The following is a 25,341-nucleotide window of genomic DNA, read 5'->3' on the forward strand; positions in this document are numbered from 1 at the left end:
TTGGCTAGATTGGCAAGTCACATCAAGCGAACGAAATTCTTTGGTAAAGGCGCCGCTCGGCACCGATCCGCCTGAAGGCGGTCCCACGAGCCGCCGGGAGAAACGACGATGAATAGAAGAGAAGCAATCCGCGCCGGCGAGGCCGAAACGGGCGCGCAAGCGCCCGGCCGCATGGCCGATGCCGCCCGCAAATATCAGCCCTACCCGACCGTCAACCTCGCCGATCGCACCTGGCCGTCCAAGGTGATCGACAAGGCGCCGATCTGGTGCTCGGTCGACCTGCGCGACGGCAACCAGGCGCTGATCGACCCGATGGGCCATGAGCGCAAGGCGCGCATGTTCGCGCTGCTGCTCGACATGGGCTTCAAGGAGATCGAGATCGGCTTCCCGTCGGCCTCGCAGACCGACTTCGACTTCGCCCGCTGGTGCGTCGAGGAGGGCGGCGTGCCCAAGGACGTGTCGCTGCAGGTTCTGGTGCAGTGCCGGCCCGAGCTGATCACGCGGACCTTCGAGGCGCTCGAGGGCGCCCACCGCCCGATCGTGCATTTCTACAACTCGACCAGCGAGCTGCAGCGCCGCGTCGTCTTCGAAAAGGACGTCGCCGGCATCAAGCGCATCGCCACGGATGCCGCCAAGATGATCACCGACATGGCCGCCAAGGCCGGCGGCGGCTTCCGTTTCGAATATTCGCCGGAGAGCTTCACCGGTACCGAGCTCGAGGTCGCGCTGGAGATCTGCAACGCCGTCACCGAGATCGTGAAGCCGACGGCCGACAACAAGCTGATCGTCAACCTGCCATCGACGGTCGAGATGTCGACGCCCAACGTCTATGCCGACCGCATCGAGTGGATGTGCCGCAATCTCGACAACCGCGACAAGCTGATTATCTCGCTGCATCCGCACAACGACCGCGGCACCGGCATCGCCACCACCGAGCTCGGCCTGATGGCCGGCGCCGACCGCGTCGAGGGCACGCTGTTCGGCAATGGCGAGCGGACCGGCAATGTCGACATCGTGACGCTGGCGCTCAACATGTACACGCAAGGCGTCGATCCCGAGCTGGACTGCTCCGACATCAACCGGATGAAGGACGTCTATGAATATTCGAACCAGCTGAAGATCCCGGAACGCCACCCCTATGTCGGCGAGCTCGTCTACACCGCTTTCTCCGGCTCGCACCAGGATGCCATCAACAAGGGCATGAAGGCGCTGCGCAAAGCCAACACGCCGGTTTGGGAAGTGCCCTACCTGCCGATCGACCCCGCTGATGTCGGCCGCACCTATGAGGCGATCATCCGCATCAACTCGCAGTCGGGCAAGGGCGGCATCGCCTACGTGCTGCAGGCCGACTACGGCCTCAATCTGCCGCGCAACCTGCAGATCGAGTTCAGCCAGGACATCCAGGCGATCACCGACGCCGAAGGCAAGGAAGTGCCGGCCAAGCGCATCCACGAGCGCTTCCTCGAAGCCTATGTCGACCAGCCCGGCGCCAGGCTGAAATTCCTCGACCATCGCACCTATCCGGACACTGCGGTAAAGGGCCGTCGCGTGGTCGAGGCGGAGATCCTCGACAACGGCAAGGAAGTCACCATCACCGGCACCGGTACCGGCCCGATCGACGGCTTCGTCGATGCGCTTTCGCGCCATATCGGCGTCGACATGTCGGTGCTCGACTATTCTGAACATTCCTTGCAGCGCGGCTCGAACGCCTCGGCCATTTCCTATGTCGAGATGGAATATCCCGGCGGCAAGCTGTTCGGCGCAGGCATAAACACCAACATCGTCGCCGCCTCGCTGGAGGCCGTGGTCTCGGCCGCCAACCGCATCCTGGGCCGCAAGGCCGCCTGATTGTTCGATTGATAAAGCGTGGCGCGTTCATCGGACGTGCCACGCTTCATGGCAGGCGCGAGCCGCGTTCAAATTCGTTAACCGGCCGGTAAATTTCCCGTGGCTTACGCGATCACATAACAGAAGGTTCCTTGTGCGCTGGAGCGCGCGCTATATTATCGCGCCCTAACCTGTGCCGACTCTGAAAGGTCCGACACTTGGAGCCTGCCACGCCTGCCGCCCCCGCAGTGCGCGAGACATTGGAGCGACTGCTTGCCAGCGAAACGTTCGGACGATCCGAGCGGGCCCGCAGGCTGTTACGCTATCTGGTCGAACGCGAGCAGGCAGGCGAAGCCGACCGGCTGAAGGGTGTGTCCATTGCCATGGATGTCTTCGGCAAGGACGGCGATTTCGACGGATCGACCGACGCGGTCGTCAGGGTCCAGGCGGGGCGGCTGCGCGAGCTTTTGGATCAATATTTCGCCAGCGAAGGCATTGGCGAGCCGGTACGCATCGCCATTCCGCGCGGCGGCTATGTGCCTTCTTACGAGTTGAACGCCATACGGCTCCCAGCCGACGCCAAACCCGCGGATGCCCCGATCGCCCGGCCTTCCAAGCATTTCGAGAAGCCCGAGGCCGCCGCCGCACCGGTCGACGCCGTGCCGCTGACGACGACCCCGGCACCGACCCAATCCGCGTCATCGCTGACGCGCCAGTTGCGGTTCTTCTGGGCCGCCATGGTGCTGGTCATCGCCATGCTGGGTATCCTTGTCGTCCGCCAGGGTAACGCCTTTCTTCGTGGTGACGACGCGGTCGCGCCGGTTGAAGTCGAAACGGCAGGCGCGACCAGCAGCGTCGCTTCCCAAACGTTCGAAGGCCTGCCTTTGATCTACTTGGCCATCAAAGCCGACGGACCCGAGGCGGCCCGTGTTGCTTCCTCGCTGCGCGCCGGTCTGGCCGGCTTCGATACGATAGACTTCATCGGACGCGACGCCGACGCTACGCGCAATCGTTCCGCCGATCCGATCAGCTTCGTTTTCGATCTTATTCCCGGGACTAACGCCGGCGACGTCATGATCGAGCTGCAGAGCGTCGCGACGGGACGGGTTCTCCTGTCACGCAACCTGACATCGGCCGAAAGCGCGCCTGGTGCGGTCGAGAGCAACATCGCCAATCTCCTGAGCTCTACCGTCCCCGCTTCGGGCGCGATCTACAGCTATATCGACCAGAGCGATATCCGGACCAGCCAGATAGGATGTCTGGTGCTCGACGACCTCTACTATCTCGACCAGAGCGCCAAGGCGCACGAAGCTGCGTATCGCTGTCTGGAGAAGCTGGTCAGAGAAAGCACCAAATCATCGCTCATCTACTCGGAACTGGCTTCCCTGCATCTGGAAGCCGTCAACAACCGCTACGCCTATCCGCCCGGCGCAACGGTCGAGCAGGCCATGTCGTTTGCCCACCGCGCCATTCAGATGGCACCGATGAGCCCGCACGCGCATCGCGCCTACGGCTACCTCAACTCGCGCCTCGGCAACACCGACGAAGCGATCCGCTGGATGCGCAAGGCTTATGAGCTCAACCCCTACGATCTCGGCATGGCCGCCGCTTATGGCTACGGCCTGATCTTCGCTGGCAGATACCAGGAAGGGACGCCGATCCTGGGCCATGCCGTCGAGGCCTTCAGCGGTCATCCGACCTGGTGGGACTATGGCCTGTTTGTCGGAGCCTTCATGCAAGGCGACACCCAGAGGGCAGCGATTGCCAGCGAGTCGCTGCGGACCACCGCGTCCAAATCGCATTACCTGGCGGCGCGCCTGATCGGCGCCAAGATCTCAGGCCGCGACAAGCTCGCAAACGAATTGGCGAACGAGCTCACGGCCGAATTCCCGAAATTCGCCGCCAATCCGCGCGCCACTTTTGTTGACAGGAAGTACCCCGCCGATCTCATCGACCGGCTGGTGCAATCCTTGCGCTCTGCGGGGATTGGCAATCCGAGCTGAGCGAACGTGGAGCATTCGCTGACGTGCGGACTGATTGGAATATTAAATTCGCACGCCGGATCTGCTCGGCACAGCGGGCGTCGACACTCAACGAGTCTTAGGCCTGCTTACGCGTTTGATTGGGGCGCGCACGGCGAATTCGCGAAGAGGCTATCGACCTGCTCAGGGAGCAATTCAGCCACAATCTTGAATTGCCCCTCATACTGCTTCACAGCCAACAATCTCGATGTTTAACTCTCTTCACGTCGCCGAAAGCGGTGCTGGCTCGAAGACGATCGTCTTCCTGCACGGCTTCGGCGCTTGCCATTCGATCTGGCGCGACGTGATTGCGGGATTGACGCCCGATGTGAGGACACTTGCCTACGACCTGCCGGGCCACGGAAACTCCCTGCAGTGCCAGGCGACAGGCATAAAGCAAGCCGCCAAGGTCATCCTGACCGATCTGGGCGCGCGCCGCCTGGGCAAAGTTCACGTCGTCGGCCATTCAATGGGCGGCGCGATCGCGACTTTGATGGCATCTGCCGATCCCGAAAGGGTGGCCTCGCTGACCTTGCTGGCGCCCGGCGGCTTCGGCCCCGAGATCAACGGTCCGTTGCTGCGGCGCTATGCGGCCGCGGCCGATAGAGATGAGATCCGCGCCTGTCTTGCCGCCATGTCGGGGCCGCAAAGTTCTCCTCCTCAACACGTGGTGGAGGCGCTGTGCGGCATGCGCAAACGGCCGGGCCAGTTGCGGACCCTCGTCGGTGCTGCAGCCGTGATCACCAGGGAAGACCGACAAGGTATCATCCCGAGCGAACGGCTGGAAACCCTGAGCATGCCGGTGATGGTGCTTTGGGGAACGGACGATCCCGTCCTGCCCGTCGCCCAGGCCGAGGACTTGCCGCCGCATTTCCACCTGCACCACGTGCTGGAGGCGGGCCACATGCTGGTCGAGGAGGCGCCTGACCTGATTGCAGAGGCCGTGCGCCGCAACACGCGTCGCCGCAGCAGAATCCAGAGACCGGTGTTCAGCGCAGCCGCAAGCTGAGCCCATCTCGCAGTGCATTTTGCCGGCGACTGTGTTAACTCGCTGTTTACCAACAGCGAGGCAGCGCCATGAAGGATGCAGGCGACAAAATCACCCCGATCGAGCCATCGCGAAAGCTCGCGGACGCGATCCGCGACGTCAAGAACGCCTTCGCCGACCGCGATGATGTGGTGGTCGACATGCGCGAGGCGCACCGCATGCGGCTCGAGTTGCTGGCCACGGAACTCGCCCCCGTTTTCGCCGACGTGCCGGCGGATATCGACAATTTCGACTTCGCCGTCTCGTCCGGCCTGCAGCCGCGGCTGTGGGTCGATGCCGTGAGCCATGTCGCCATGGGGCGGGATCGCCGCACCTTCCGCTTCCTTAAGGACACGCGCATCGGCCGCGTGGTGCTGGCCGAATCGACCGACATGAAGCCCGTCGCCGATGCCGTTACGCGATACGTGGCCGAGCGTGTCGTCGAGCGGCAGCGGATGATGGAAGGCGCGGTGGAGAGCGCGGTGACTGGCCTGCATCGAGCCGAGGTCCGGGAAGCCGAGCCGCCCTTGCAGGCTGCAACGCGCCGCAACGGCTGGACGACCTTCTTCGCCGGCCTTGGCTTGATCGCCGCGGGCGCCCTGGTCGGCCTGGCGGTATCGCTGGTGCTGTTCTGGGACCGCATCGCCCAGATGAAGATCAGCTTCTGACGACGGGCTCGCGCACCACCGGCATATCGGCACCGAGCTCGATCACCTGAATGTCCGACGGCGGCAGTGCCGGACCGGTCAGGCCGCGCCGTGTCAGGCGGATGGTCCAACCACCTTTTTTTCCTCCGATCTCGAACAGATTGTACTGAGCGGCGGGATGATCGCCGCCCGGCGCCTGGCCGGCGGCGGCCACGCCGACCACCGGCACCTTGACGCCGCGCGGACCGATGGTGAACAGCGAAGGCAAGTGCGAGTGGCCGTGCAGCACAAGCTCGGCGCCATACCGGCGGATGACTTTGTGGAAGCGCGCGATACCGAACAGCCGCTTATGCTGCGAGACCGCGCCACGCACCGGCGGATGATGGATCATGATGGCGCGAAACAGCCCCTGTCTGGCCGTCGCGTCGAGGATGTTGCCGAGCCGCTCCGCCTGGCCCTCCATGAAGAAGCCGTTGGCCATGAAGGGCGCCGTGGCCCGCGCCGTCGTGACGCCGATCAGAGCGACATCACCGCGAACCCGCAAATAGGGAAAGGAATTGCGGTCGATCGGGCTGTTGATGCCGTCGCCCGTCATCCACGGCGCCCATGACCGGCAGACCTTGTCGAAGGCGCCCGGCACATAGGCATCGTGATTGCCCGGCACCACGGATACGTCGTTCGCAGAGCCCAGCGTCTCCAGCCAATGTTTCGCCATCTCGATCTCGCCATCGAGCGCCAGGTTGACGAGATCGCCGGTGACCGCGAGGTGGTCGGGGGCGTTGGCTTTGATATCGCCGACAATCGTGTCGATCACCGCATCGTGCATATGACGGCGGCGGTTGCGCTGCCAGTTGACGTAACCCAGCACGCGCTTGGACGCGAGATCGCGATAGGTTACATCGGGCAGCGGCCCCAGATGGACATCGGAAATATGTGCAAGCCTGAGCATAGCCCCTTCTTAAGCGACCCGGTCCGGGCTTTCTACTCAACGTTTCCTGTCCGCTCGCGGTTTCGTGGATGACTGGCGCCGATCCGGAACAGGCGTTCCGCCGGACCGGCTGGGCGGGACTGCGGGCAAGGCTGTTCCATCTCTATTTCCTGCTGCGGCGCCCGATGACGCTTGGCGTGCGCGGCTTGATCTACGACCGCGCATCCAACTCCATCTTCCTCATCCGCCACACCTATGTTCCGGGCTGGCAGTTGCCTGGCGGCGGCGTCGAGGTCGGCGAGACGCTTGTCGAGGCGCTGGCGCGCGAGCTCGCCGAGGAGGGCAACATCGCGTTGACGGCTCCGCCGGTGCTGAGATCGATGCACTTCAACCGTCGCGCCAGCACACGCGACCACGTCGGCCTCTATCTGGTCGAAGCCTTCAACCAGACGGCGCCGAAATCGGCGGACCATGAGATCGCCGAGGCGGCGTTCTTTCCGCTCGACCGTTTGCCGGCAGATGCGACGCCGGCGACGCGACGTCGGATTGCCGAAATTTTCGGCGGCGAGCAGGTCTCGGCCTACTGGTAACTCATGCCGCCTTCCTGAACCGGCCGCGATCATGTGGTGCGGCATAGTCGAGTTCAGGTCCCGCCGGGATTATCCCCGTCGGATTGATCGATTTGTGGCTGCCGTAGTAGTGCGACTTGATGTGATGCAGGCTGACCGTGCCTGACACGCCGGGCACCTGGTAGAGGTCGCGCAGATAGTTCGACAGGTTCGGATAGTCGGCGATCCGGCGCAGATTGCATTTGAAGTGGCCGACATAGACCGGATCGAAGCGCACCAGCGTGGTGAATAGACGCCAGTCAGCTTCGGTGATCCGCTCGCCGACAAGATAGCGCTGCTTTGACAGCCGCTCTTCCAACGTGTCGAGTGCTGCGAAGAGCTCGCCGAACGCTTCCTCATAGGCTTCCTGCGAGGTGGCGAAGCCGGCGCGATAGACGCCGTTGTTGATCGCCGGATAGACCAGCGCATTGATCCTGTCGATCTCGGAACGCAACGCCGGCGGATAGAAGTCCAGGCTCGCATCACCCCATTCGTCGAAGCCGGAATTGAGCATGCGGATGATTTCTGACGACTCGTTGCTGACGATGGTTTCCTGTCTTTTGTCCCACAGCACCGGTACGGACGCGCGGCCCGAATAGCCGCGATCGGCCTTGGCATAGATCTGGTGCAGGAAGTCGAAGCCGTAGAGCGTGTCACCGGTTGCGCCGTCCTCGGCTGTGAAGGTCCAGCCGTTCTCGCCCATGAAATGGTGCACCACGGAGACGGAGATGATGTCTTCCAACTTCTTCAAGACGCGGAAGATCAAGGTCCGGTGCGCCCAGGGGCAGGCGAGCGAGACGTAAAGGTGATAGCGCCCGGGCTCCCCCTTGAAACCGCGTTTGCGCCCTTGCGCCGGCGCACCGTCGCGCGTCACCCAGTCGCGCCATTGCGCTTCGGCACGCACGAACCTGCCGCTGCTGTCGGCAACGGTCGAGCGGTCCTGCCATTTGCCTTCAACTAGCAATCCCATGCGAAATCTCCCTCAGGTTCCAACGGACATCTAGGCGCTTACCCGGAATGTCGAAGCCCTCAGGCGCTGAACAGTTCGTCAAACGGCGAAAAGAAAGGTGAAAAGGGCCGATTGCAGCCGTGAACAATTGATGCTAGCGGAAGCGCCCATGTTTGACTTTGCCACGATCCGGTTCGACCGACGACGAAAGGACGCCCGCGCTTGATGAAGCGCTGACTGGCGAACGCTGCCGCTTGCAGCAAACCTTTCCTCGCATACCGGAACGCAAAGACCATGAGCCTTGCCGACGTGAAATATCTGCCGGAGACCCCGGCGCACGATCCTGAAATCGAAGCCATCAACGACGAGGCCTTCGGGCCGGGCCGTTTCGTGCTGGCCGCCTATAAGATCCGCGAGGCGGGCGGGCACGACCGCTCGATGTCCTTTGTCGCCCTCAAGGACGAGACGGTGATCGCCTCGGTGCGCATGACGCGCGTGGCGGCAGGCGCCGGACGCGCCATGATGCTTGGCCCGCTTGCCGTCCGGCCCGCCTTCAAGAATCTCGGCATAGGCCGCAGGCTGGTCGCGATCGCGCTCGAAGCCGCCGCGAAGGCCGGCGCGCCGGCCGTCATGCTGGTCGGTGACGAGCCCTACTACGGGCCGCTCGGCTTCAAGCGCTTCCCGCGTGGGCAGATCACCATGCCGCGTCCGGTCGATCTCGACCGGCTGCTCCATCACGAAATCAGGCCTGGCGCGGTGGCCCGGTTCGTCGGTGAGGTCTGTCATGCGGATACGGCGCGGGTTGCCGACCTGGCCCAGGTCGCGGTCCGCGCCTCGGCCATTCCGCAGTCCTCGATCGATCCGGTCATTCAGGTTGCGCCGCAGCAGCGCGCTTCGTAGCATGATCCGAAATTCTGGGAGGACGCCACCATGACCCCGAACGGCCAGATCGCGATCGTCACTGGCGGTGGCTCCGGCCTTGGCGAAGCGACGGCGCGCGCCCTTGCCACCAAGGGCGCTAAGATAGCGATACTCGATATCGGTATCGATCGCGCGGCCAAGGTTGCCGCCGATATCGGCGGCATCGCGGTTCAATGCGATGTCAGCAGCGCAGACAGTGGCAGCGCGGCGATCGCCGAAGTGGCGGCAAAGCTCGGCGAACCGCGCATCCTGGTCAATTGCGCCGGCATTGCCATTGGAGTGAAGACGGTCGGCAAGGATGGCCCGCACCCGCTGGATCAATACCGCAAGGTGATCGAGATCAACCTGATCGGCACCTTCAACATGATCCGCCTGGTCGCCGACCGGGCGGCGAAACTCGACCCGCTCGCCGGCGGCGAACGCGGCGTCATCGTCAACACGGCGTCGGTCGCCGCCTATGACGGCCAGATCGGCCAGGCTGCCTATTCGGCGTCCAAGGGCGGCGTCGTCGGCATGACATTGCCGGTGGCGCGCGACCTGGCGCGCTCAGGCATTCGCGTCTGCACCATCGCCCCAGGGATCTTCAAGACCCCGATGATGGCCGGCATGCCGCAAGAGGTGCAGGATTCGCTCGGCGCTTCGGTGCCCTTCCCGCCTCGCCTCGGCGAGCCCTCGGAATATGCAGCACTCGCGCTCCACATCATCGAGAACCAGATGCTGAACGGCGAGACCATCCGCCTCGACGGCGCGATCCGCATGGCGCCCAAATAAAAGCGAAATGAGCACGCCGCCGACAGCCGCCGACAAGACAGGGCCGTTGGCTGGCCTCAGGCTGATCGAGATGGCGGGCCTCGGCCCGGTGCCGCTCGCCGCCTTGATGCTATCGGAGATGGGCGCAGACGTCCTGCGCATCGAGCGGGCGGACGCCAAAGAGCCGCTTCTATCCTTGCCCGAGGCCCACGACCTCGACCGCCACGGCCGCTCCATCCTCAGGCTCGACCTGAAGCGGCCGGACGGCGCGGAGCTTCTGCTGCGCCTTGCGGAAAAGGCCGACGTTCTCATCGAAGGTTTTCGCCCAGGCGTCATGGAGCGGCTGGGCCTCGGGCCTGATGTCGTGCTGGAAGGCAATCCTGCGCTGATCTACGGCCGCCTCACGGGTTTCGGCCAGGACGGGCCGCTATCGCGCCGCGCCGGTCATGACATCACCTACCTCGCCTATGCCGGCCTGCTGCATGCCGTCGGCCGGCAGGGAGCGCCGCCCGTGCCGCCGCTGAACCTTGTCGCCGACCAGGGCGGCGGCGCCATGATGCTGATCGCCGGCGTGCTGGCGGCCCTGTTCCAGCGCTCGCGCACCGGCAAAGGTCAGGTGATCGATGCCGCCATGGTCGAGGGTGCATCGATGCTCGCGGCTCCGATCCATGCCTTCATGGCGGCCGGCCTCTGGAGCGAGCGACGCGGTGAGAACCTGCTCGATTCCGGGGCCCCCTTCTACGACGTTTACGAGGCGGCGGACGGACGGCATGTCGCCATCGGCTGCCTCGAACCGCAATTCTTTGCCGAGTTCGCCCGATTGTTGCCGCTCGACCGGCGTTTTGTCGGCGGTCAATATGACAGGACATCGTGGCCCGACATGCGCGCTGCCATTGCCGCGAGAATCAGAGCGAAGACACGCGACGAGTGGGCCGAGGTGTTTGGACCGACCGACGCGTGCGTCGCTCCGGTCCTGTCGCTGACCGAAGCCAGGGATCATCCGCAGAGCCGCGCCCGGCAAAATTTTGCAAGATCGGGCGAGCTCGAACGTCCGACGTCGGCGCCGCGCTTCTCCAACGCCGCCTCGACGCTTGCCGCGGCGCCGACCGTCGCCGACCGCCGGCCTTCGGCTGTGCTGGCACGCTTCGGCATCGACGAGACTGAAATTGAAGCCCTTGTCAGGTCCGGCCTGTTTGGCAGATAGCCGGAGAGTAGAAATCAACTTATCGCGGTGAGCGCTGTGACCGAGACCAGGAAGGATGTCATCCGCGAGACCGACACCGAGGCCGTCAGGCTGGCGAAGACTCTGGTCCGCTCGGCCCGCTTCGGCGCGCTTGCGGCCATCGAGCCCGGCACCGGGGCGCCGCTGGCAAGCCGGGTCGGCGTGGCGACCGACATCGACGGCGCGCCGCTGATCCTGGTCTCGATGCTGTCGGCGCATACCGGCGCGCTTCTCGCCGACCCGCGCTGCTCGCTGCTCGTCGGCGAACCCGGCAAGGGCGATCCGCTCGCGCATCCCCGCATCTCGCTTGTATGCCAGGCGCTGCGGTTGGAGCGCGGATCGGTGGGTCACGCCCGCGCCGAACGGCGCTATCTCAACCGCAATCCGAAGGCGAAACTCTATGCCGGGCTCGGCGACTTCTCGATATTCCGGCTCGAGCCTGAACGCGCCAGTCTCAATGGCGGCTTCGGCAAAGCCTATCTTCTGGATCGCGCCGACCTGATCGCCGGCGGCCCGATCGTCGAGGAGCTGGCGGCCAGCGAACAGTCGGCGCTGGACCACATGAATGCCGACCATCGCGATGCGCTTTGCATTTATGCGCGCCATTTCGGCCGGGCCGAAGGCGATGGCTGGATCGCTACGGGTTTCGATGCGGACGGCATGGATCTGGCTTCTCCGGATGCCACCTGCAGGGTCTTCTTCCCTCGGCCTCTCGGCACTGCCGGCGAGTTGCGGTCCGTGCTGGTCGAGATGGCAAAGGCCGGGCGCGCCGCAGGCCGGGCACAGTAGCGAAAGTTAATCGTCCCGGATCGAAAGCAACTCTTGAGATTTAGGTAAAATGATCTACCTTTTGTTGCAGCGCCGATTCAGCGGCGCTCCCTGACCTGAATATCGTGGAAATCAGCCGCCATCGCCCCCATGGCAGCTGGATGAGCCAGAAAACATGGGGGATCCATGATCTCAAGCAAGCTAGTCGCCAACGCCGAATCGGCTGCCGCGTTTCTGACGCTCATGGGCAATGAAAAGCGGCTGCTGATCGTCAGCTATCTGATCGAGGGCGAAATGTCCGTCGGCGCCATCGCCGAGAAAGTCCAGTTGAGCCAGTCCGCTCTGTCGCAGCATTTGGCCAAGCTGAGAGCGCTTGATATCGTCGAGACGCGTCGCGATCGCCAGATGATCTATTATTCCTGCAACTCCGACGCGGTGCGCGAGCTGCTTCGCACGCTGGAAGGCATTTTCGGCGACGGCGACCTGTCTCAGATGGCCTACAGGATGCGCCGCGCCGGGACTTGACCCGGGCTCTGCAAAGCCCCTTACCTTGCTGACGATCGTTCGCCGGCGAGATTTCTATGAACCTCATCCCTGTCGACGACCCGCGGGATCCGCGTGTCGCCGCCTATCTCGATATCCGCGAGCGCGATCTCGTCGGCCGACATGGGCGCTTCGTCGCCGAAGGCAAGGTGGTGCTGGATCTTCTGCTGTCGGCCGGACGCTTCGCGGCGGAATCGGCCCTCATTCTGGAGAACAGGCGGGCGGGCCTCGAAGGTGTCTTGCGCAAGGCGCCAGCCGACCTCCCGATCTATGTCGTAAACGGCGACGTCATGGACCGGATCGCCGGCTTTCACATGCATCGCGGCGTATTGGCGATTGGCGTTCGGGGCTCTCCTCAACCGGCCGAGGTGCTGCTCGAAACCTTGCCGGCAAGCGCGTTGGTCGTGGTTCTGGTCGGCATATCCAATCATGACAATATGGGCTCGATCTTCCGCAACGCCGCAGCCTTTGGCGCGGACGCCGTGCTTCTCGATCCCACCTGCTGTGATCCGCTTTACCGCAAGGCGATCCGCGTTTCGGTCGGCGCGGCGCTGAAGGTGCCCTTCGGCTCCTTCGACAATGCGATGAGCTTGGCCGCAACGCTTGACCGGATGGGTTTCGCCCAGTTCGCGCTCTCGCCGCGCGGCGAAACGGACATCCGCGCTGCGGAAAGAACGTCTCGGCTGGCCCTCTTTCTCGGCACGGAAGGCGAAGGCCTGCCCGAGACCCTGCTCAGTCGCCTGCGGACCGTACGGATCGGCATGGCGGAGGGATTCGACAGCCTGAACGTTGCAGCCGCATCGGCCATTGCCCTGCATCACTTCTCGAAACGATAGCGGCGCAGCGACCAAGACGCTCCGCTCGCCACGGCATTCGGATCAGTTGCTTGCGTTGGCCTTCTGCAAGGCCCTGACACGGTCCGCGAGGCTGATGCCGCGCTCGCCGATATCTTGCCGCTCGTCGCGAGGTGTCGCCAAGGCCTTGGCGATCGGCGAATCCGGCCCTTCCAGCCTCATCGTCAGGTTGACGACCTCGGCTGCCAGTTCGTTCATTTGTTCGCGAAGCGCCGCACCGGCGCGCGGTGCCTCGGCTGCCTGTTCGGGCTGTGCCGTTTCGAGGGCGGCAAGATCGGTCTTGAGCCGCTTGTTCTCCCGCGCAAGCGCCGTCAGCCGCGCCTCTAGCCGCTCGCGATCGCCTTCGAGCTTGGCGATGGCATTGTCGATCCCTTGGACTTCGTCGGCCTTATGCGTTCCGCCATTTACCGCATGATCTTTGCTTGGGCGTTCGCGCATCGGCGCAAGCTCCTTTTCGCGCCTGTCCAGCTTTTCCTCGCGGTCGGCAAGGGTTGCAAGCAGCCGTTCGACCTTCTTGTCCAGCTCGGCCGTCCGCTTCTTCTCCGCCTTGAGCGCGTCCCTGGCGGCTTTGCTTTCCGCTGCCAGTTCCTGATTGCGCCGGTCCGCTTCCTTGCGCTGGCTGCGCAGCACCGCAATGTCATTGGCAAGCTTGTCCAGTTCCGATTCGCGGGCGACGAGCTCGATCTGGCGGTTTGAGGAAGAAAAGCTGGCTTCGTCATACATCTGCTCGAGCTTTTGCAGCTCCAGCGCGCGCTTCTCCAGCGAGCGCTCCGCCTGCGCCAGCTTTTCCGTAAGCTTGTGCAACTCTTCCTCGCGCAGCCTGAGCTCCGCGTTCTTGGCCTGCAGATCGGAAAGCGCCTGAGTCTTGTCCTTCTTCTCGACCGCCAGTCCCTTCAGGGCCTCCTGGGCGCGGCCGATCTCGACCAGTTGCTCGGCCACCTTTTCCTTCAGATTTTTGATGTTCATCTCGAGTCGGCGCGTGTTCATGGCGAACTCGGCGCGGATACGGTCCTTCTCGGCCAGCATCTCGGCAGGCGTCAGCGGCATCGAGGCCTCAAGGCGCCGGCGTGTCAACACGACGGCCCTCCGCCAGACGGCCGGCGCGATCAGCGACACCAGAAAGGCCGCGCAGAGGAAGCCGAGTGCGAAGAACAGGATCGACTGGACCAAGGTGGACTATCCGTATGCGAGGCGGCAACCCGCCATGCCGACTGTGCCACCTTGGCATGGCGGAAATCCAGCGCCGCGGCAAGAGCGCGCCGCGGCACGATCAGTCTTATCCGAGCGGCTGTGGCAATCCTGTCCGGTCAGAACGGATTCCACGTCGCCCGCTCGGTCAGCTTCAGATAGCCGAGATTGACGCCGAGCCGGGCACCGACCCCGGTGCGGATCGGAACGAGCAGCACTCTGTTGCTTTGCAGCACGTTGAAGCCGACGCCCGCCACGACGTAAGCCGATCCGGCGACGCCGCCGAAGCGGTTGTAGAGGCTGCTGATATCGTCGAGATTGTAGACCAGCATCATCACGCGCGAGCCTTCGCCGCCGAAATCCCAGCCGAGCGATGGGCCTTGCCAAAACACCTTATGGTCGCCGGCGTTCTTGGTGTACAGCGTGCCCTCGCCATAGGTCAGGCCGCCGATCAGCGCGCCGGATCCCTCCTCGCCGAGCAGATAACCGTTTGGCAGGCCGTAGGACGCGAACACCTTTTCGACCACGGTGGCGAGGCCTCCCGACGTCGCGCCGAAGAACTTGTGGCCGGAATCGACAATCTCTTGCGCGGTGTATTCCTGGGCCCGCGACGCCGAGGTTGAGAGGATGAGAGCACCCGAGAGGGCGATCGTCATGGTGAGGACGCGGACGAACATCCGGTCAAAGAATCGGGAAAACATGCTTCCAATCTCCGTCAGGGAGCACTTTCGCCGACGCCTCGTATCCCTACGGCTCTTGGCGGCCGTTTCGAGATGACTGTTACAGGCAAACTATGCCGTAATCCTTTTTCAACCATTAAGCTGGCGCAGGAAGATGGCGGTTCGAGGGCTGAAGAGCCTGACACGATCTCTATCAGCCTCAATTTCGCGGCATCAGGCACCATTTTCGCTGTCCGCAGCTGTGGATTTGTTGATGCATGGACGGACGCTGTGTATTCAGAAGGCCTTGGAAAAGAGCGTGATTCGCGTAGCGGGCGCGACAACGTTCGGCCATGACATGTGAACCAGCAGGGATTTCTCCGATGGCCGAGCTCTTCACCCTCTCCGCCCCCGATCTGGCTGCGCTTTTGTGCAGCCGCGTATGCCACGACATCATTTCGCCGGTCGGCGCCATAAACAACGGCCTCGAACTGCTCGATGAAGGCGGCGCCGACGAAGACGCCATGAAGCTGATTCGCCAGAGCGCCAGGAACGCCTCGGCGCGGCTGCAGTTTGCCCGCATCGCCTTCGGCGCCGCGGGCTCCGCCGGCATGATGATCGATACCGGCGACGCCGAGGCCGTGGCCATTGCCTTCCTGAAGAACGAGAAGCCGGAACTTGTCTGGAACGGCGCCCGCGCGCTGCTGCCCAAGAACAAGGTCAAGCTTCTGCTCAATCTCATTCTTGTCGCCAATGCCGCCATACCGCGTGGCGGCAGGCTGGTTGTCACGCTGGAGAACCTCGAGACCGAACCGCGTTTCTCGCTGTCGGCGAGCGGCCCCATGCTGCGGGTGCCGCCGAAATTCCTCGAGCTGCATTCGGGCCACAAGCCCGAGGAGCCGATCGACGCCCACTCGGTCCAGCCTTATTACACGCTGCTTCTGGCGCGCGAGGCGAACATGACGATCTCGATCCATGCGACGGCCGATGAGATCGTGTTGTCGGCGGCCTGAGGCGACAGCCAAGAACAGGTCAAGTATCCATTGTCACTGATCTTGCAGCTGGCAGTGCGATCGAAGCATTGCCTGCCGCCTGGCACTGCAATGCATCGCAGGCCAAAACCGCGCAAAGCGGTTCTTTGGAAAAACTTTACCTAACCGCTTTTCGGCTTCTTTACCAGATTGTTCTAGGGTGCCTCACGGTTACCGGATTGCCGGTTCGGCAGATGGCAAAGAGGACCCGGAAATGAAACGCTGCCTGTTCGTGGACGACTCGAGCGTCATCAGGAAGGTCGCGAAGCGTATCCTTGGCGGCTCGGACATCGTGGTCTTCGAGGCGGCCAGCGGGCTTGATGCGATCGAGATCTGCTCCGGCGACATGCCCGATGTCATTGTTGTCGACGGCGGCCTGCCGGATATGCAGGCGGTCGACCTCATTCGCCGCATCCGTGCCATCGAAAACCGCGTCAAGCCGCAGATCCTGGTCTCGCTCGTCGAAGTCGATGTCGGCTCGATCATGCGAGCGAAACGTGCCGGCGCCCAGGGTTACCTGCTGAAGCCCTTCAACCGCGCGCAGTTGCTCGAGAGCTTCCGCTTCCTGAAAATCGCGGCCTGAGCTTTTCGACACCCCAAACAAAAACCCGGCCTGAGCCGGGTTTTTTGTTTGAATTGGCAGAGGATCAGGCGCTGACGCGGATGTCTTCCGGCTCACGCAGCACATAGCCGCGGCCCCACACCGTCTCGATGTAATTCTGGCCGCCGGACGCTGCGTCGAGCTTCTTGCGCAGCTTGCAGATGAAGACGTCGATGATCTTCAGTTCCGGCTCGTCCATGCCACCATAGAGGTGGTTGAGGAACATTTCCTTGGTAAGGGTCGTGCCCTTGCGCAGCGAGAGCAGCTCAAGCATCTGATATTCCTTGCCGGTCAGGTGCACGCGCTGGCCGCCCACCTCGACCGTCTTGGCGTCGAGATTGACCGCCAGGTCGCCGGTGGTGATGACCGACTGGGCGTGGCCCTTGGAGCGGCGCACGATGGCGTGGATGCGCGCCACCAGCTCGTCCTTGTGGAAAGGCTTGGTCATATAGTCGTCGGCGCCGAAGCCGAGGCCGCGCACCTTATCCTCGATTCCGGCCATGCCGGAGAGGATCAGGATCGGAGTCTTGACCTTGGAGAGGCGAAGCGTGCGCAGCACCTCGTAGCCCGACATGTCGGGAAGGTTAAGATCGAGGAGGATGATGTCGTAATCGTAAAGCTTGCCGAGATCGACCCCTTCTTCGCCGAGGTCGGTCGTATAGACGTTGAAGCTTTCCGATTTCAGCATCAACTCGATGCTCTGTGCGGTTGCACTGTCGTCTTCAATCAGCAGAACACGCATTTCATTCCCCTTTTCTGCCGCCGGGCCGCGTCACGACCCGTCCCGAACCCGGAGCAGTGATTGCCTGAACAGAAGGTGCCACCGACTGGTTAACAAATCCTAATTTCGTGTCGGTCACGATATCAGATTTTTTAACCCCTTTCTACACCCACTTGAATCTAATAACGAATCGTAGACCCAAATCGCTCATGTACCACATTAATAAGCAAGCCTAAGTGACTCCAGAGACTCGCAGGCCGCGCTTCCTGCCGCTGTCCGGAATTTTTACCCGGCCTTAAGTCCTCGCCCGTATGATTAACAATGCCCGTAAACGAATGGTTACCGCCGGCAAAAATCTTTAGGGCTTTGTTTCCCATAGAGCGGGGAAAGCCGGTGGAAACGGGCGACGCGTAGGCCTCTCGAGGTCGATGGGACGATATGCAGGTGTGCGTTTTGCGGAGTACCGAGTCATGAAGTCACGTGAAAACCTCGTTCGGCTGAAGCAGTTTCAGGTGAATGAGAAGCGGCGCCAGCTGTTGCAGCTGGACATGATGATCGCCGAATTCGAACGCATGGCCGTCGAGTTGGAGGCGCAAATCGTCGCCGAAGAGAAAAAAGCCGGCATCACCGACATCAATCATTTTGCCTATCCGACCTTCGCCAAGGCGGCACGCCTGCGCCGCGACAACCTCAGGAACTCGCAGAACGATCTTGCCCAGCAGCGAACCATGGCCGAATCATTACTCGGCGAAGCTGAAGCGGAGCTTTCCAAGGCGGAGATGCTGGAATCGCGCGACAGCAAGATCCGCGACACGGAAGTGGGCGGCCGCAGCGCCATGATCGGCTGACCGCCGAGCGCAATTGATCCCTCGGAGCGCTGCCTGATCGCCGTTTCGAACCACGAGCCGAAAAAGCCCGGCCTCCGGCTTAGGGCAGCATCGCCGTTTCATCATCCTGATGGTCCACCGATGCCCGCGCTCGGGCTTCCTTGATGTCGGGGGCATGCTCTTCCGCCCAGGACCTGATCTGGCTGAGAAGTCCCGCAAGGTTCTGGCCGAGCTCCGTTAATTCATACTCGACCCTCGGCGGTATGACCGGATAGACCTCGCGCCGGACGAGCCCGTCGCGCTCCAGCACGCGCAGCGTCTGCGTCAGCATTTTCGGCGTGATGCCTTCCAGCTTGCGGGCGAGCTCGCCATTGCGCAGGCGGCCGCGCCGCAACGCGCAAACCGTCAGATAGACCCATTTGCTGGCCAGCATTTCGAGCACCGTATGCGACGGGCATGTGCGCCGGAATGCATCGTAGCCAAAGGAACCGCTGTCTTCACTATCCATGAGGTATCTATATATCCGAAAGGTGCATACTAGACAAGAGATTGTTACTATCCAAATGATAGCGGCAGCAATCAAGCAGGAGACCATCCATTGCGTGCCGTTACCCAGAATTCCGTTGGCGAACCCGACGTCCTTTTCGTCGCCGAACAGGCGGCCCCCTCGCCCAAGGCCAGCGAGGTTCTGGTCCGCGTCAAGGCCGCGGGCATCAACCCGGTCGATGGCGCGGTGCGCGCCGGCTACTTCCCTCTCATCGGCGAACCACCTTTCATTCTCGGCTGGGATATCTCGGGCACCGTCGAGGCGCTGGGCACCGGCGTGACCGCCTTCAAGGTCGGCGATGCGGTCTTCGGCATGCCGCGCTTCCCCAAGCAGGCCGCCGCCTATGCCGAGTTCGTCGCCACGCCGGTGGACGAGATCGCAGCCAAGCCTGCCGCCATCGACCATGCCCAAGCCGCGGCGCTGCCGCTGGCCGGGCTGACCGCCTGGCAGGGTCTCGTCCGCCACGGCGGTTTGCAATCCGGCCAGCGCGTCCTGATCCACGCCGGCGCCGGCGGCGTCGGCCATCTCGCTGTGCAGATCGCCAAAGCGCGCGGCGCCTGGGTCATCGCCACTGCGAGCCCGGACAAGCTTGATTACGTCCGCTCGATTGGCGCCGATGAGGTCGTCGACTACACCAAAGGCGATTTCACCGAACGGGTCCGCGATATCGACCTGGTGCTGGACGCAATGGGCGGCGACCATGCCGACCGGTCGCTGAAAGTGCTGCGCGAAGGCGGCGTGCTGGTGTCGTTGCTCAACGTCCATGATGCGACAAGGGCCAAGGCCGGGGAGCGCAACATCCGCGTCGAGCGCATGTCGGTGGTGCCGGATCGCGAGGGGCTGGTGGAACTCGCCAGGCTAGTCGATGCCAGGAAGCTCGCCGTGCACGTGGCGAAGGCTTTTCCGCTGAACCAGGCAGGTGCCGCCCATGCCTTCCTCGCCACCCGACCGATCGGCAAGGTTGTGCTGACGGTTTGATCAGCGCAGATCCCGGAAGCAAAAGGGCGCGGAGTTCCGCGCCCTTCTTTGGTTTCCGGCAGTCGGAGCCTAGTGGCGATATTGCTGGATCCGCGTCGTGCGCAGCCCGGCAAGGCCATATTCGTCGATCGATGCCTGCCAGGAGAGAAACTCCTCGGTGGTCAGCTTGTAGCGCTGGCAGGCCTCTTCCAGGCTGAGCAGTCCGCCGCGGACCGCCGCGACCACTTCCGCCTTGCGCCGGATAACCCAGCGCCGTGTATTCGTCGGCGGTAGATCGGCTATCGTGAGAGGGCTGCCGTCGGGCCCGATAACATATTTGACTCTAGGTCTAACCAGATCGGTCATCGTACTCTCTACTAAAAACTCAAAGACCCAATCCCCGCCACCGTACTGCCACAGCTTTAAAAATTGCCTAAGCGAAGCCTAATGACTAGGTAAGGATCGTGAACGTCGCGTTAGGTTTTCGTTCGGCATTTGAGATAATCGCGGTCCGGCCCTGATTTTGCCCGGAAATATCGCCGATAAAATCGCTTGAGGAGCCAAGCTGGCGCCGCCGGGATGCTTGACCTATATTCCGGCCATTGGCAGCCAGCGCCACGCAGATTGAAAGAACCATGAACAGCCTCGATCTTCCCGGACGCCCAGAAGACACCCGCGTCGTCGTCGCGATGTCGGGCGGCGTCGATTCATCGGTCGTTGCCGGCATCCTCAAGCGCGAAGGCTATGATGTCGTCGGCGTCACCCTGCAGCTTTACGACCACGGCGCGGCAACGCACCGCGCCGGTTCCTGCTGCGCCGGCCAGGACATCGACGATGCCCGCCGCGTTTCCGAGACGCTCGGCATCCCGCATTACGTGCTCGACTATGAAGAGCGCTTCCGCAAGGCGGTCATCGATCCCTTCGCCGAGAGCTACGTCGCCGGCGAGACGCCCATCCCCTGCGTGTCCTGCAACCAGACGGTCAAGTTCGCGGACCTTTTGGCCACCGCCCAGGATCTCGGCGCCGATGCTTTGGCCACGGGCCATTACATCCGCTCGCGCGCCAATGGCGCGCATCGCGCGCTCTACAGGCCGGTCGATGCAGACCGCGACCAGAGCTATTTCCTGTTCGCCACGACCCAGGCGCAGATCGACTATCTGCGCTTCCCGCTCGGCGGACTTCCCAAGCCGCAGGTGCGGGCGATCGCCGAGGAGATGGGGCTGACGGTCGCCGCCAAGCAGGACAGCCAGGACATCTGCTTCGTGCCGCAGGGCAAGTACTCCGACATTATCGCCAAGCTGAAGCCGGCGGCCGCCAATCCGGGCGATATTGTCCATATCGACGGTCGCGTGCTTGGGCGTCACGAAGGCATCTTGCGCTACACGATCGGCCAGCGCCGCGGCATCGGCATCGCTTCGGGCGAGCCGCTCTATGTCGTCCATCTCGACGCCGACCGCGCCCGCGTCATTGTCGGCCCGCGCGAGGCGCTGGAGACGCACAGGATCTACCTGCGCGCCATGAACTGGCTCGGCGACGGCCCGCTCTCCGACGTTCCGGCCGGCGGGATCGAGCTTTTCGCAAAAGTCCGTTCGACCCGGCCGCCGCGCCCGGCCGTGCTGCATCACCGCGACGGCGTGACCTCGGTCGAGCTGGTCGACGGCGAATCCGGCATCGCGCCCGGACAGGCCTGCGTGCTCTATTCCGATGACGGCGATGAGGCGCGAGTCTATGGCGGCGGCTTTATCGAGCGCTCCGAGCGCGGCGCCGAGGCCGAGGCGATGCTGTCTAGGCTTGCGCAGCAGCCCGCGCACGTCCCCGCCGAGTAACCCACGCCTTCAATCGGGCGCTTTGCCTCAGGATTCCTTTTGTGGTCGCGCCTTAAGCGGGCGACCCGCTATGCGCCACCGTCCCAGCCGTCAGGATGCGCAGCACCCGGATCGCTTCCTCGCCGTCGGTGCGGGGTTCGGCGCGCGTCTCGATGCACTGCATGAAGTGGGCGAGCTCGCGCGTCAGCGGCATGCCTTCGCCGACCGCAACGTAGGAAGGCTCGTTGGCGGTGAACGCCCACTGGCCGCTGTCCTGCCAGACAGCGTGCCTGTAGACGGCAAGCTTGCGCTCCCACGGCTCGACATCGTCGAACACCGCCATCGCCTTGGTTCCGACCACGGTCAGCCGGCGCTCGCGATAGGGATTGAGACGAGAAGCGAAGAGATGGCTGCGCACGCCGTTCGGAAAGCGCATGTGCAGATGCGCGAAGTCGCTGAGGTTGTCGAGCAGTGCCGCGCCCTCGCCCCTGACCTCGATCGGCTCGGTGCCGGTGATGGCGAGGATCATCGAGAGGTCATGCGGCGCAAGGTCCCAGAGCGCGTCGTTCTCGGTGTGGAACTTGCCAAGGCCGAGCCGATGCGAGTGGATGTAGCGCACCTCACCAAGCTCGCCATTGTCGATCAGCGCCTTCAGCGTCTCGAAGGCGGGGTGGAAGCGCAGCACGTGACCCACCATGAAGACGCAGCCATTGTTCCTGGCCGCCTGCACCGAACGCTCGGCGTCCGCGACCGTCAGCGCGATCGGCTTCTCCACCAGCACGTCCTTGCCGCCCTCGATGGCGCGCAGCGCCATGTCGGCATGGAATTGCGGCGGCAGCGCCATGACAATGGCGTCGACATCGGCGCGCTCGAACAGCTGGTCCGGCCCGATCGCCAGGCAGTCCTGCTCGCTGGCAAAGCCTTCGGCGCGGGCACGGTTGACGTCGGAAACGGCATGGAGCGCGCCAAGCGCCTTGAGGGTGCGGATGTGGTTGCTGCCCCAGTATCCGCAACCGAGGACGGCGATGCGCGGCTTCATTCGCTCAAACTCTAGAATTTCGTGGCCGAGACATAGCGACGTGCCCCGTCGAACTCAACCCCGATTGCATGCGCTTCAGCGTCTGCCCGGCAAGGCTTTTCCGGGATGAGGATTATGCTGATGAGTGCGGCTTGACAGCTTTGCCCTGCCAACCTTATATCCGCGCGACCTTGGCGAACGCCTCGAATTGCCCACGACCGGTGTGGTTCTTCGAGCCTCTTCGCCGCTCCTGGCGGAGTAGCTCAGTTGGTTAGAGCACGGGAATCATAATCCTGGGGTCGGGGGTTCAAGTCCCTCCTCCGCTACCATCTCACACCTGTCCGACCCGAATACATCGTTCGTGACTTGCTCGGACCCGGTTCGGTGATTTGCCGGCAGGCGCGGCACCCAGCTCCTACTGCCCGGGCTTGTGGGAAAGCCGGTCCAGCGCGTCTCGAAGCGCAGTGGCGGCACCGCCACGCTCATCGGCGGACATCAGCCCCGGTTCAAGTTCCAGCCTGAAGTGCGGCAGCTCGGTTCGAACAACGCGACAGGCGCCCGCTAGATTGGCCTTGATGACGCGGTAGGTAGCGACCGGATAGGCGATGCCCTTGACCTGGACGTGCCCCATCTCCTCACAATCGATCGTGTCCTTCACTTGCGCAAACGTCTCGTAGGAAATGAGGATGGTCCCCGGAGCCGCCTCTTGTTCCAGGCGCGAGGCGAGATTCACGGCGCCGCCGATTATCGTGTAATCCATCCGGTCCTCGCTGCCGAAGTTACCAACGGTGCAGTAGTCGGTATGGATGCCGATGCGGCAGCGCAGCGGTGTTTCGATCCCCATGTCCCGCCAGACCTCCGTAAGCTCGCTGATCCGCTTTTGCATGGCAAGCGCCATCTGCACGCAAGCCAGCGCGTCCTGCTTGACGCCGCGCGTCTCAGGGTCGCCGAAAAACATCAGGATCGCGTCGCCGACGTACTTGTCGATCGTGGCACCATGATCCAACGCGATTTTCGACATTTCCGTCAGGTAGTGATTGAGGAGCTGGGTGAGATCCTCGGATTCCATCTTGTCGGTGGTCTCGGTAAAGCCGGCGATATCGGAGAAGCATATGGTCAGCTTCTTACGCTGGCTGGCGATTCTAACGTCTTGGCGGCCGGTGAATATCGAGCTGTACACTTGGGGCGCCAGATATTTCGCCAGCTTGCTGGAAAGCGCTTCCAGGGCAGCGGACTTCTCGGCGAGGTTCTCCTCCCTTTGCTTCAGCTCGGTGATGTCCGAATAGACGGCGACCGTGCCGCCGGCGCTGATCCGCCGCTCGTTTATCATGATCCATCGTCCGTCGCCCCGCCGCTGCACCCACGGTTCGCCGGGGTTACGGTGCCGCCATAGGCGCTCCGCGACCCACTCATCGACCCGACCCTCGGCATCCCTGATGTAGCCACGCTCCGCGGATCGGCGAATGATCTCCTCGAATGCCATGCCGGGGGTTAGCTCTGCCTCCAGACCGGCGTATAGCAGTTCGCGGTAGCGGCTGTTGCTAAGGACAAGCCAGTCCTCTTTGTCATAGAGAGCGAAACCTTCGGAAATGCTTTCGATGGCATCGACCAGCCGCTGACGCGCTTCTGCAACGTCGCGCAGGTTCTTTTCCTCGACCTCGACAGCGGTATCCCGGAAGAGGCTCAGCGCCTCGGCCATGCGCCCGATTTCGTCGCTGCCCGCCGCCGGCAGCGGCGCACGAAGGTCGCCGCCCGCGATCGCGAGCATGCCCTGACTCACCGCTCCCAGACGGGCGAGTAGGCTGCGGTCGACATAGAGCCAGACGACCAGAACCGAGCTCAACAGGCTGAGAAACGCAGAGCCGAGGACAACTCCGGTGCCGTAGCGCTGGACGAGCGCGGCTTCGCGACCGGAGGCAGCGATCTCGCGGTCCGCTGCGGCGACAAGACGGTCGACGGCTGCGGTCAGACTGCGCGACAGCCGATTGTTTTCAGCCAGAAGCTTTTCGCCCTGCGAGAGGACCGCAAGCTCCTCCTCCCGTGCCTTCGGGATGCTGCTCTCACCATCGGTGAGTGCCTCGAACTCGTCCACCCGCAGCCGAAAACGGGTTTGCAGCTTTTCGTCGATCTCCGAGGAAGCCGTTTCCAGAGCGGCGAGCGAGCGGTGCAGCGGAAACAGGATCAACGCCAGGTCGCCTCGCGTCGGCGCGGTCGCGGCCTTCACCAGCGCGTCGTTGACTGCCGAGATCTCCAGCAGCGCCTTCTGCTGGGGGATGTAAGCCGCAATCGCGTGGACCATGTCGGCCATTGTCGCTGCGCGTCGATCGGGCGACAGCGACGTATCGGCCGCGACCGCCCGCCATTGCGGGAGCCTGGAATCCATCACCACGATGCCGGTGGCCAGAAGGCGTTGGCTGCCGGTCGTCGTCGCGGCGAGGCGGTTCAGAAGCTCCTCCTTGCGGGCGACCACATCGAGGCGGGCGACAACAAGAGAGTCGAGCTCCTTCAGGTTGCGCCTCAGGACAACCGCAGCTTCCTCGATCTCAGCTAAAGGCACTGTGCCCAGCGTAGCATCTCTGAGATCCGTACGCAGGGCCTCGAGGCGGGACATCTCGAGCGCGACGGCCGCCGAGACCTTGCTGTGCTGAGCCTTGCTTGTCGCCGCCAGCACCGATGGCGCGGCAGCGGCGACCCGTTCGGCCTGGCGCGACAGCTGGAGGGAGGCCAGCGCCGACGGCACCCGATCCCTGGTAATTCGGTCGACGACGTCGCCGACATCGAGGAAGGCATAAAGCGCCGCGGCGGTAGCCAGCACCGCAAGGCCGCTGATCCCGAAAAAGGCGAGCAACAGCCGACCGCGTATGCCGAGGCGTTCAAGCATCGTGGGGAGTCGGAACAATCCAGCCACACTGGTCTGCATCA

The 25,341-nt window shown here is 63.3% G+C and carries 26 protein-coding genes and 1 tRNA gene; 17 read left to right on the forward strand and 10 right to left on the reverse strand.

The window, feature by feature from the left end; translation table 11 throughout:
• Positions 1 to 171: 171 nt before the first annotated feature.
• From leuA to EOD29_RS04365, 4 genes are all read left to right on the forward strand, one after another.
• Positions 172 to 1,848: a 2-isopropylmalate synthase gene (leuA, locus tag EOD29_RS04350; protein WP_164748231.1), complete on the forward strand. Its 1,677-nt coding sequence runs from the start codon at positions 172 to 174 to the stop codon at positions 1,846 to 1,848.
• A 197-nt stretch (positions 1,849 to 2,045) separates the two neighbouring features.
• Positions 2,046 to 3,830: a tetratricopeptide repeat protein gene (locus tag EOD29_RS04355; protein ID WP_095823310.1), complete on the forward strand. Its 1,785-nt coding sequence runs from the start codon at positions 2,046 to 2,048 to the stop codon at positions 3,828 to 3,830.
• Between the two features lie 226 nt (positions 3,831 to 4,056).
• Positions 4,057 to 4,857, forward strand: coding sequence for an alpha/beta fold hydrolase (locus EOD29_RS04360; protein ID WP_127246003.1), 801 nt, complete (start codon positions 4,057 to 4,059; stop codon positions 4,855 to 4,857).
• A gap of 68 nt (positions 4,858 to 4,925) precedes the next feature.
• Positions 4,926 to 5,543, forward strand: a complete 618-nt coding sequence (locus EOD29_RS04365) for a hypothetical protein (protein ID WP_127246004.1) — start codon at positions 4,926 to 4,928, stop codon at positions 5,541 to 5,543.
• Here EOD29_RS04365 and EOD29_RS04370 read toward each other — a convergent pair.
• Positions 5,533 to 6,471: a metallophosphoesterase gene (locus EOD29_RS04370; protein WP_066994187.1), complete on the reverse strand. Its 939-nt coding sequence runs from the start codon at positions 6,469 to 6,471 to the stop codon at positions 5,533 to 5,535. The genes EOD29_RS04365 and EOD29_RS04370 overlap by 11 nt on opposite strands.
• A 68-nt stretch (positions 6,472 to 6,539) precedes the next feature.
• Between EOD29_RS04370 and EOD29_RS04375 the strand changes: the two genes are divergently transcribed.
• Positions 6,540 to 7,040, forward strand: coding sequence for an NUDIX domain-containing protein (locus EOD29_RS04375; RefSeq protein ID WP_127246005.1), 501 nt, complete (start codon positions 6,540 to 6,542; stop codon positions 7,038 to 7,040).
• Between the two features lies 1 nt (position 7,041).
• Here the strand turns inward: EOD29_RS04375 and EOD29_RS04380 are convergent, their stop codons facing one another.
• Positions 7,042 to 8,028 (reverse strand): glutathione S-transferase family protein, encoded by a 987-nt coding sequence (locus EOD29_RS04380; protein WP_127246006.1) that lies wholly within the window; start codon positions 8,026 to 8,028, stop codon positions 7,042 to 7,044.
• A 273-nt stretch (positions 8,029 to 8,301) separates the two neighbouring features.
• On the opposite strand from EOD29_RS04380, the gene EOD29_RS04385 reads away from it, so the two are divergent.
• The 6 genes from EOD29_RS04385 (at position 8,302) to EOD29_RS04410 (ending at position 13,047) form a co-directional block, all read left to right on the forward strand.
• The gene (locus EOD29_RS04385; protein ID WP_127246007.1) at positions 8,302 to 8,907 is read left to right on the forward strand and encodes an N-acetyltransferase; all 606 of its coding nucleotides are present in this window, start codon (positions 8,302 to 8,304) and stop codon (positions 8,905 to 8,907) included.
• Positions 8,908 to 8,937: 30 nt separating this feature from the next.
• Positions 8,938 to 9,699 carry a 3-hydroxyacyl-CoA dehydrogenase gene (locus tag EOD29_RS04390; protein ID WP_067326396.1) on the forward strand — a complete coding sequence of 254 codons (762 nt, stop codon included), beginning with the start codon at positions 8,938 to 8,940 and terminating at the stop codon, positions 9,697 to 9,699.
• Positions 9,700 to 9,706: 7 nt separating this feature from the next.
• Positions 9,707 to 10,882, forward strand: coding sequence for a CaiB/BaiF CoA-transferase family protein (locus tag EOD29_RS04395; protein ID WP_127246008.1), 1,176 nt, complete (start codon positions 9,707 to 9,709; stop codon positions 10,880 to 10,882).
• 36 nt (positions 10,883 to 10,918) lie between these two features.
• Positions 10,919 to 11,689 carry a HugZ family protein gene (locus tag EOD29_RS04400; protein ID WP_127246009.1) on the forward strand — a complete coding sequence of 257 codons (771 nt, stop codon included), beginning with the start codon at positions 10,919 to 10,921 and terminating at the stop codon, positions 11,687 to 11,689.
• A gap of 165 nt (positions 11,690 to 11,854) precedes the next feature.
• Positions 11,855 to 12,193, forward strand: a complete 339-nt coding sequence (locus EOD29_RS04405) for a metalloregulator ArsR/SmtB family transcription factor (protein ID WP_066994170.1) — start codon at positions 11,855 to 11,857, stop codon at positions 12,191 to 12,193.
• 56 nt (positions 12,194 to 12,249) lie between these two features.
• The gene (locus EOD29_RS04410) at positions 12,250 to 13,047 is read left to right on the forward strand and encodes an RNA methyltransferase (protein ID WP_067326385.1); all 798 of its coding nucleotides are present in this window, start codon (positions 12,250 to 12,252) and stop codon (positions 13,045 to 13,047) included.
• Between the two features lie 42 nt (positions 13,048 to 13,089).
• On the opposite strand, the gene EOD29_RS04415 is transcribed toward EOD29_RS04410, so the two are convergent.
• Both EOD29_RS04415 and EOD29_RS04420 read right to left on the reverse strand, forming a co-directional pair.
• The gene (locus EOD29_RS04415) at positions 13,090 to 14,235 is read right to left on the reverse strand and encodes a hypothetical protein (protein ID WP_127246010.1); all 1,146 of its coding nucleotides are present in this window, start codon (positions 14,233 to 14,235) and stop codon (positions 13,090 to 13,092) included.
• Positions 14,236 to 14,372: 137 nt separating this feature from the next.
• A complete protein-coding gene (locus EOD29_RS04420) occupies positions 14,373 to 14,909 on the reverse strand; it encodes an EipA family protein (RefSeq protein WP_245299591.1) in 537 nt (178 codons plus the stop codon).
• A 386-nt stretch (positions 14,910 to 15,295) separates the two neighbouring features.
• Between EOD29_RS04420 and EOD29_RS04425 the strand changes: the two genes are divergently transcribed.
• Positions 15,296 to 15,925 carry a histidine phosphotransferase family protein gene (locus EOD29_RS04425; RefSeq protein WP_067326376.1) on the forward strand — a complete coding sequence of 210 codons (630 nt, stop codon included), beginning with the start codon at positions 15,296 to 15,298 and terminating at the stop codon, positions 15,923 to 15,925.
• Between the two features lie 232 nt (positions 15,926 to 16,157).
• A complete protein-coding gene (locus EOD29_RS04430; protein ID WP_067326373.1) occupies positions 16,158 to 16,526 on the forward strand; it encodes a response regulator in 369 nt (122 codons plus the stop codon).
• Between the two features lie 64 nt (positions 16,527 to 16,590).
• On the opposite strand, the gene ctrA is transcribed toward EOD29_RS04430, so the two are convergent.
• Positions 16,591 to 17,286, reverse strand: a complete 696-nt coding sequence (gene ctrA, locus EOD29_RS04435; RefSeq protein ID WP_127246011.1) for a cell cycle two-component system response regulator CtrA — start codon at positions 17,284 to 17,286, stop codon at positions 16,591 to 16,593.
• Between the two features lie 449 nt (positions 17,287 to 17,735).
• On the opposite strand from ctrA, the gene EOD29_RS04440 reads away from it, so the two are divergent.
• Entirely contained in the window at positions 17,736 to 18,113 is a 378-nt protein-coding gene (locus EOD29_RS04440) for a flagellar export protein FliJ (RefSeq protein WP_066994149.1), read from the forward strand.
• Positions 18,114 to 18,192: 79 nt separating this feature from the next.
• On the opposite strand, the gene EOD29_RS04445 is transcribed toward EOD29_RS04440, so the two are convergent.
• Entirely contained in the window at positions 18,193 to 18,600 is a 408-nt protein-coding gene (locus tag EOD29_RS04445; RefSeq protein ID WP_095777256.1) for a helix-turn-helix domain-containing protein, read from the reverse strand.
• 90 nt (positions 18,601 to 18,690) lie between these two features.
• Here EOD29_RS04445 and EOD29_RS04450 point away from each other — a divergent pair, with 90 nt between their 5' ends.
• Positions 18,691 to 19,617, forward strand: a complete 927-nt coding sequence (locus tag EOD29_RS04450; RefSeq protein ID WP_127246012.1) for an NADP-dependent oxidoreductase — start codon at positions 18,691 to 18,693, stop codon at positions 19,615 to 19,617.
• Positions 19,618 to 19,686: 69 nt separating this feature from the next.
• Here EOD29_RS04450 and EOD29_RS04455 read toward each other — a convergent pair whose 3' ends face one another.
• Positions 19,687 to 19,962, reverse strand: coding sequence for a DUF1153 domain-containing protein (locus EOD29_RS04455; protein WP_006203587.1), 276 nt, complete (start codon positions 19,960 to 19,962; stop codon positions 19,687 to 19,689).
• A gap of 85 nt (positions 19,963 to 20,047) precedes the next feature.
• A complete protein-coding gene (locus EOD29_RS04460; RefSeq protein ID WP_127246013.1) occupies positions 20,048 to 20,233 on the reverse strand; it encodes a hypothetical protein in 186 nt (61 codons plus the stop codon).
• Here EOD29_RS04460 and mnmA point away from each other — a divergent pair.
• Complete coding sequence (mnmA, locus tag EOD29_RS04465; protein ID WP_095781230.1) at positions 20,232 to 21,422, forward strand: tRNA 2-thiouridine(34) synthase MnmA; 1,191 nt, start codon at positions 20,232 to 20,234, stop codon at positions 21,420 to 21,422. The two genes, EOD29_RS04460 and mnmA, sit on opposite strands and share 2 nt — an antisense overlap.
• Before the next feature lie 52 nt (positions 21,423 to 21,474).
• Here the strand turns inward: mnmA and EOD29_RS04470 are convergent, their stop codons facing one another.
• Complete coding sequence (locus EOD29_RS04470; protein WP_066994138.1) at positions 21,475 to 22,440, reverse strand: Gfo/Idh/MocA family oxidoreductase; 966 nt, start codon at positions 22,438 to 22,440, stop codon at positions 21,475 to 21,477.
• Between the two features lie 231 nt (positions 22,441 to 22,671).
• On the opposite strand from EOD29_RS04470, the gene EOD29_RS04475 reads away from it, so the two are divergent.
• Positions 22,672 to 22,748, forward strand: a tRNA-Met gene (locus EOD29_RS04475).
• Between the two features lie 86 nt (positions 22,749 to 22,834).
• Here the strand turns inward: EOD29_RS04475 and EOD29_RS04480 are convergent.
• Entirely contained in the window at positions 22,835 to 25,300 is a 2,466-nt protein-coding gene (locus EOD29_RS04480; RefSeq protein WP_127246014.1) for an adenylate/guanylate cyclase domain-containing protein, read from the reverse strand.
• Between the last annotated feature and the right edge of the window lie 41 nt (positions 25,301 to 25,341).

Origin of the sequence: Mesorhizobium sp. M1A.T.Ca.IN.004.03.1.1, from assembly GCF_003997555.1 — a bacterium.
Lineage (GTDB): Bacteria > Pseudomonadota > Alphaproteobacteria > Rhizobiales > Rhizobiaceae > Mesorhizobium.